Here is a 7,687-nt window from a genome sequence, read left to right as displayed (position 1 = left end):
AAGGACGCTTTCTATATAAAAAAATATTTTCTCAAAGAAAATCACACACAAAACACATAAACCACTATACAAAAACCATTTACAAAACATATCGCCAACTAGGATTTTGTACAATATCCATTCATCTTTTCTAAATTCTTCCTTTATTTTTCCCAAAAATCCGTTACTCCAATCCATTGCTACTACTGATTGCCACTCACGTAAAAAACTATGAAAAACAGCATCTGCCATTTTCCCTCCAAATTCTTCCCTATACGAATTTATGTGAATGAAATTAATAGTCCTGTATTCTTGTACTAAAAAATCTGCATACAAATTGCTGGTTCGTATTAGTAATCGGAACTTTTGGTTTATTTGGGTAGTCTTCACTTGAAGCAGTTAAAGTCAAATCACAAATTCTGACATAATTTATGAAACGAGTCATGGGAATTAATTCACACACAGGGGAATGATTAAGTTAGGCGAGTTCCATATGACCTTAAAAAACAAAATATAATCATATAAAACGAGCCATGGCAAATTGATTCACACAGAGGGGAATGATTATTCCGGCGAGTTCCATGTGACAAAAACAAACAAATTATAAACACATGAAATGTAAATTAATAATCCGACCTTCTTTAAAAGTTGATTCAAATCAATTCTCCAAATTTTAAGCGGACAAAACACCAAAGCGACAATTTTTATAAACCCCATTTAAAACAGAAACGAGACCGTCTCGTTTGACGCATCTCGTTTCTAACCTTAACCCTAACCCAAAATTATGAAAAATCTATCTTTATTTTAATAAAATCCTTTTTCAGTTTAAAAAGAGAGACCAAAGTCTCTCTTTTTACCTTAACCTTAATCTTAACTTATGAAAAACTTTACTTTTATCAACGAATTTGATCCGTTCATCAAATTCTTATGCAAGTTTATCAAAAATACAAATGATCGCCATAGCGTTTAACAATCATTAACCTTAGTGCAATAAAAAATTATTACAAGAACGTCAGAAAAGCGCACTCAAAACAGGAAAGAATAGCGCACTTAAAAAAGAGCATAACTCAGAACTTTAAAAAATGTAAAAACAGCAACCTTGCTGCTTAGTTCAATACAAAACGATAAGTGATAGTTCCCTTCTGATAAGCAGGCGCCGAGGCACTGCTGTTAAAACGGGCCTTGAGAGCCGCTGCTTTAGCTTCCCGCCACAAATAGCTATCCTGAGTCGTTGAATTTTTAAGGATAGGCTGCGCAGAAGTCACCTTCCCCGTTTTGTCTACAGTGATTTCAACTACAACCTCCCCTACCTCCTGTGAATTATATTCAGGCAGCGGTAACGAGCCCGACAAGCTGCGCCCCGCCAGACTAAAAGAATTACCTGAACTGCCAAGACCAGAGCCAGTACGGCTTTTGGACGAAGGATCACCAGTAACATATCCTTGATTACCGGCACCTTGTGTTTCACCTTCAGATGTTCCGGTGCCATTACTTTTACTAAAAGCCTGATTGGTAGCGTTACGTATGGCGGCTGCCTGACGTTGCATCTCCTCCTTTTTACGCTGCTCTTCGGCCAGACGCTGACGCTCGGCTTCTTCAGCAGCTTTTCGCTTTTCCTCTTCAATTCGTTTCTGTCGCTGAGCTTCTTCATACTCCTTTTGGGCCTCAGCCAAACGTTTCTTTTCAGCCGCCTGGCGAGCCTTCTCTTCCGCTGCCATTGCTGCTGTTTTTTCAAAATCCTGAGTAATATTGCGTTGTTTAACCGGCTCTGCAGCCGATGGAGGAGTAGAAGCCGGTACGGACTGCGCCGCTGGCGGTGTCGTTTCAGGGGCAGACGGCATATTACGAACGGGTTCCGAAGGACCTGAACCGGTAGGACTATCACCAAAGTTCACGAGAATTCCTTCTTCTTCCATCGGTATTGATTTAATGCCCATAACGAACAATAACACCAACAACGCCAGATGAAACAAAACGGTACCAACCGCCCCAAAAGTCTTATCACTTTTCTTCTCTACCATGTTTACTTTGCTCTGGTTGCCAAAATAACCTTATAGCTATTATTTTTAGCGATATTCATAACTTTTACCACCTCTCTCATGGGTACATTCTCATCCACATGCAAAGAAATATATACATCCTGTTCATCGCCAACCCGACGTCTCAACTCCGCTTCAATCTGACTAAACCGCACCGATTTAGTACCTACATAATATCTTAAATCGCGTGTTATTGAAACCGACTCCAAAGGTTTAGCAGCCGCCTGCTGACTACTCTGTGGCAACAACAGCTTTATGGCATTCGGATTAACCAATGTGGAGGTAATCATAAAAAATATCAGCAAAAGAAATACCACATCGGTCATCGATGACATGCTAAACGTAGCATTGATTTTATTTCTTGATCGTAAAGCCATTATAGTTTGTTTTTATTACGCCGGTTCATTCAAAATATCGAGAAACTCCATTGTACGGGCTTCCATTTTGAACACCACCTTTTCAACCCGTGCCACCAAAATATTATAGGCAAAATAAGCCACAATGCCAACTGTAAGACCGGTTACGGTTGTCACAAGCGCGGTATAAATACCCCCGGCCAACTGATCTACCATAATATTATTACCGGCATTAGACATCTCCCAGAACGACTTAATCATACCAATTACAGTACCCAAAAAGCCAATCATTGGTGCGCCCCCCGCCACTGTCGCTAAAGTAGGCAACCCTTTTTCCATACGCGATACTTCCAGGTTACCAACATTCTCGATGGCGGTGCTAACATCATTCAGAGGCCGTCCAATACGGGAAATTCCTTTTTCAATCATTCTGGCAATGGGATGATTATTTGAACTGCATAAAGCCAGAGCCGAATCAATCTTCCCATCATGAATATAATCCTTAATCCGGTTCATAAACGTATTATCTTCTTTGGATACGCGTTTTAACACCATATAACGCTCCAAAAAGATATAAACCGAAATAACGGATAAAACGCCCAGCGGAATCATAATCCATCCACCTTTGAGCATCAAATCAAATAGGTTGATGCTTTGCTCAACCAACACATCACCTTCAGCCTCACCAGTCTCTAATACCTGACCAGCCGATTGTATCATCAAAAAAGGATTCATAAAATTGACCTGTTTAATTAATTATTTCAAAGCACTAAAATACAAATTAAAGAAAGATAATCGGGTCGATCGGGAATGTTTCGAAAACGAATTATTCAAAATCCGTATTCTCATCATCCTTTTTTTTAGTAAAAAAAAGATTCCAGTATTTGCGAACCAATTCTTTTACCTCATCAAATTCTTCTTTAAAAGAGATACCAACGCCCTGTGAAGTAGGCGAAGCCTCATAAATATAATCTTCGTTGGAACGCGTATAGGCATTCGCACGAATGGTGCCACTTTTATTGAGCTTCACATCCAGATCGAAGTCGCCAACCATTTTACTGGTATTGGCTTCATATTTTCCATATCCCACATTTCCGTTAATTGACACCCGGTTATTCAAAATCTGAGTTGATAATGCCAACTCAAACTCCTCGCTCGTGATGTTATCACCCGGACGATAGGCTACCCCAACATCGACATCATTGCTTATTGACGAAAACCAGTTACTTATTTGTGATGACAGCATCTCGGTGGTGGTAAGCAGCGCCGCATTGTTATAGCCATTATCTTCAGTCGTCTGCTCGGCACGCATATACTCAGGAGTATAAAAACGGTTAAGGATAAGCAGCGATAGCACCTGACGGTTCATCTCTTCCTCGGTACCAATAAAGTCAAGAATCAATGATTCGCGGCTTTCCTCGAGTGTTGGAAGTTCAATACCAAATTTAATCACCGGTTGTTGCAGCATTCCGGTCAACATCAAATTACTATAAACCTGTACTCTACGTTGCAGGTCAGTACTACTGCTAACGCTATTGCTCGTGGTCCCTACCAAATCGGACAGCAATGCTTTTAATTTATAAACAGCTTTTATATCAATATCGGCATTGTAAGGATCACCTTGCCATTTGACGGTTCCACCCTGCATAATATCAAATCGCTTATTAATCAGATTCTGCAATGAGAAGAGATATTCTCCGCTCTGAATGGTATAATCGCCATAAAAACGAATTTGCCCCTGACGATTAATACGTATCTGGATATTTCCATTACCCGTACTTTTCAGAATATCACCAATGCGCTCATCAAAAATGATTTGCACTTCGGCATCGGGTGTTGCCTCAATATCCATTTCCAACTTAACACCTGACAGATCAACCACATAATCATCATCCTTTAAAACAACGCTGCTAACATCATCCGATCTACCAGAATCTGTAAATCGTATAAAATTACTTTCACCCACCTCATCTGTTGACTTCACCGGCACAAAAAAACGTGTTCCGGCAGTGGTTTTTCCTGTAATACTGATATCTGCATTCTCAGTTGTTCCGTTAACCATCAAAGAGGCATTTCCATAAACAGTACCATAATAATAAGCATTATCATGCGAACGCGTATCAAGCAACAACATATCATTGGCATCGGCCCTCAAACGAAATTGCAGATCTTTAAAAAAACCGGAATGATAGATAGAGCCATTAAAATGGCCGGTACCTCTCCTGGTATTTTTAAGCGCCATATTCTGAAAACGTATTTCATAAGGATAGAAGGCCACCGAATCGGTGAGGTCATAATGCGTCTTAAGCAAATCAACGTCAAAAGACAAATCGTTCGCCTTAATCGCCCCAATTAGATGTGGCTTGGGCAACGCCCCTACCAGTGCCATCCGTCCCGACACCGTTCCGGTTGTATTCTGTAACACTTTATTTAAAAAGGGATCTAAAAACCCGATGGGTAAACTATCAAGATTCAGCGCCAAATCAAACCTCCGCTCCGAAGGAAAGAAGCTACCATCACCTGATAACCGCGTCTTGAATTCATCCTGTACGCGCGTCTCAATAGACACCGATTTACTTTGCTGATCCCATTTACTGCTAAGGCTAAAGACGCCCATGCGCTGATGGTTAAATTCAAAATCATTCACAGACAAATGGCTCGTTAAGACCGGGTCGCGGAAATAATTCTTCAAAGTTAATTCTCCATCTATAAAGCCGGCAAAAGACATGCGTCCGGTGCTTACATTTCGCAGAAACTGGGACAAATCGAGATCATTAAACCGGACAGCCAGTCCATCCTCCTTTGTTTTATCAATGAAGCCATCCATTGAAAAGAACTGAGGAAAATGTTCTATCCGGAAATTCTTAACACTGATCCCCTCTGGATAAACAACAAATAAGGACTCGTGAATATTCCAAATTGAATCGGCAATAATAATGGTTGAAGGCTGCACGGTTGCCCTGGTAACGAGCCCACGGTTTGGTATGTCTTTAAAAGAGGCAGAAGAATAAATAGCCCCACTATAAGTCGTATTATCCCAATTATTCCAAAAAAGGCTCATCGAAAGAGAATCGTTATTGGCCTTTTGATGCAAACCGAAATTAGGCATCTCCAAAAAGTTACCCACCATTGCGTCATCAGCCCTAACGGTGGACGAGATGCCATCCGCTAAGTTAGATCGCACCTGAACCTGCACGCCCTCGCCTTTAACCCCTTTGTAATTAAACAAATCCAAATGTCCATCAAGGTTCAGGATGCCCTCAGCAGGATTAAAACGGCCATAAAAAGCCCCTTCGTCTGACACCTCTAAACCGGGAATAAACAACCGCAAAGGTTGACTCATTGACTTAAACTGTACATCAAAAACAAAATTATTTGCATCCGAACCAGAAAACTGCAATTTCTTACCTGAAACCAACGCCGGCAGAAAATTATGAAGATAATACCGCACTGTATTTCCAATAGACCTAAACGAATAATTGCCACGTACAAGACCAGCAGCATAGGGTGATTCAAGACGTAATTCCTTAATATCGTTTACCCGGACTGCCTCCATTTTCAAGGTGTCAAAATCCATAACTTCGTTGGGTGTCGATAACAGGCCATCAGACAACACAATATTACCCACCAAATCGTCCAGATGGTTCCCTTCAATGTTAATATTCATATTCACCGATAAAACGCCATCAGTTAGTTGAGGCAATAGATTCAAACGATCCAGCTGAATGTTTTTCAATTCAGCAGAAAAGTTAAACTCAGGCAGGCTGGTTGAATAATCCACTTTCCCAATAAAATTAAGCGATCCAAAAGGATCGTTCATTTTAACACTCCCATCAAAACGTTGATGGTTCAGCAATCCCTGAACGGTAATATTCTCATACGAGTAATCCTTGAACTGAAACTGTCCAATTATCCCGTCAAGAAACACAAAATAGTCATTTTTGGCCCGATGCCGACCTTTTACATTCATGTGCATCGACAGGGTGCCAAGGTTTGAATGCGCACCAAAAAGCCTCCGAAGATTAAAGTTCTCAGTCGACAACAAACCAGCATATACCAGGTCGTCGTTATCTTTAACTTTTAGCCCCATATCCGTTTTCACAACACCTGCCGCAGACGAAAAAGTACCGTATGCTACCAAATCGTTGAGAAACCCGGTAATGTTACCGCTGTACCGAATCGTTTCAAGGCCTTGAATAAACTGCGGTAAATGCCTGCCTTCGTCGGCAAACAGTAACTCAAGATCGCCCGGAACTGTTTCAAAAGAATCAATATCCAGATAAAGAAAAGCATTAAAACCTTCAGACAGCCCATTGACATCAAAGCTGGTGGAGATATACGATTGACTGCCAAATGAGCCTGTAATTCGTCTTCCCTTTAAATTATCAAGCGTTCCATATACCAATCCCGAAAAAGTAACAGGCTGGCTAATCTTAGGAAACTTAGGCACGAACATCGCTATTTCTTCCGTATTAATAACCAACTGACGAGCTTCGGCACGAAAAGACACCGGATTTCCATCGACATCTTCACGCGAAAGGGGAATCTCCAGTAAACCAATATCAAATAATGACTTTTGAGTTCTGAAAGCTAAATTATCAATGGCAATCTTTTCATTGGTAACACGCCCCAATGTTTTCAAACCATCAATTTTCAGCCCAATATCCTCATTTGCAGCAAAATTAACAATTTCAAAAATCAAAGTATCTCCCACCTCCGACAGACGGTTCACATCAAGAGCCAAATTAGTAAAATGAAGCTTCCCGGTGGGGAAAATTTTCCTCTCCGACAATACAGAGTGCGATAAAGAAATATCTCCGTCACGTATTTTAAGTCCCTTTATAGAATAATGCCATTTCACCGAATCGTTACTATTTTTACCCAATGAGTCGATCAAAAAAGTAAAATTCATCTGTTCATCCTGCTCATAAAGATGAATCACCGGTTTCGAGAACTGAATTTTTTTAAGGTACAAATGTTTATCACGAAAAGAAAAATCATCGATTCCGGTACGAACCCTGTCGGCATAAAACAACGTATCGTTCTGTTGATCACGAACCAAAAAGCCAGACAACCGAATACCTGCATAAGGAAGCATGCTCACCCGGTCAATGGAAATATCAGCACTCAAATCACTTGAGAGACGGCTGGTTATAGTCCTGACCAAGGCTGTTTGTATGGCTGGTATCATCAATAGAACAGACGTAACGAGAGGTATTCCCGTTATAACAGCCAGAACAACAAGCCATATTTTGAATGATTTTTTTATAAATTTGTCCTTTGAAAATTAAACAACCCGATACCTAAAAGTGA

At 40.6% G+C, this 7,687-nt stretch carries 5 protein-coding genes; all 5 read right to left on the bottom strand.

Translation table 11 applies throughout. From position 1 onward, the window contains the following. Positions 1–231, bottom strand: a 231-nt coding sequence (locus ACT3CD_RS11820; protein WP_444645838.1) for a hypothetical protein, incomplete at its 3' end; no start/stop codon positions are given. 854 nt (positions 232–1,085) lie between these two features. Beyond that, entirely contained in the window at positions 1,086–2,000 is a 915-nt protein-coding gene (locus ACT3CD_RS11815) for a TonB family protein (RefSeq protein ID WP_444645837.1), read from the bottom strand. Between the two features lie 2 nt (positions 2,001–2,002). Further along, positions 2,003–2,395 carry an ExbD/TolR family protein gene (locus ACT3CD_RS11810; protein ID WP_444645836.1) on the bottom strand — a complete coding sequence of 131 codons (393 nt, stop codon included), beginning with the start codon at positions 2,393–2,395 and terminating at the stop codon, positions 2,003–2,005. Positions 2,396–2,410: 15 nt separating this feature from the next. Continuing rightward, complete coding sequence (locus ACT3CD_RS11805; RefSeq protein ID WP_444645835.1) at positions 2,411–3,109, bottom strand: MotA/TolQ/ExbB proton channel family protein; 699 nt, start codon at positions 3,107–3,109, stop codon at positions 2,411–2,413. Between the two features lie 91 nt (positions 3,110–3,200). After that, on the bottom strand, positions 3,201–7,565 hold the full coding sequence (locus tag ACT3CD_RS11800; RefSeq protein ID WP_444645834.1) for a translocation/assembly module TamB domain-containing protein: 4,365 nt from the start codon (positions 7,563–7,565) through the stop codon (positions 3,201–3,203). Positions 7,566–7,687: the final 122 nt, after the last annotated feature.

The sequence above is a fragment of the Geofilum sp. OHC36d9 genome (genome assembly GCF_052400685.1).
Lineage (GTDB): Bacteria > Bacteroidota > Bacteroidia > Bacteroidales > Marinilabiliaceae > CAZHHH01.
This window is presented reverse-complemented; position numbering and strand designations above follow the sequence as displayed.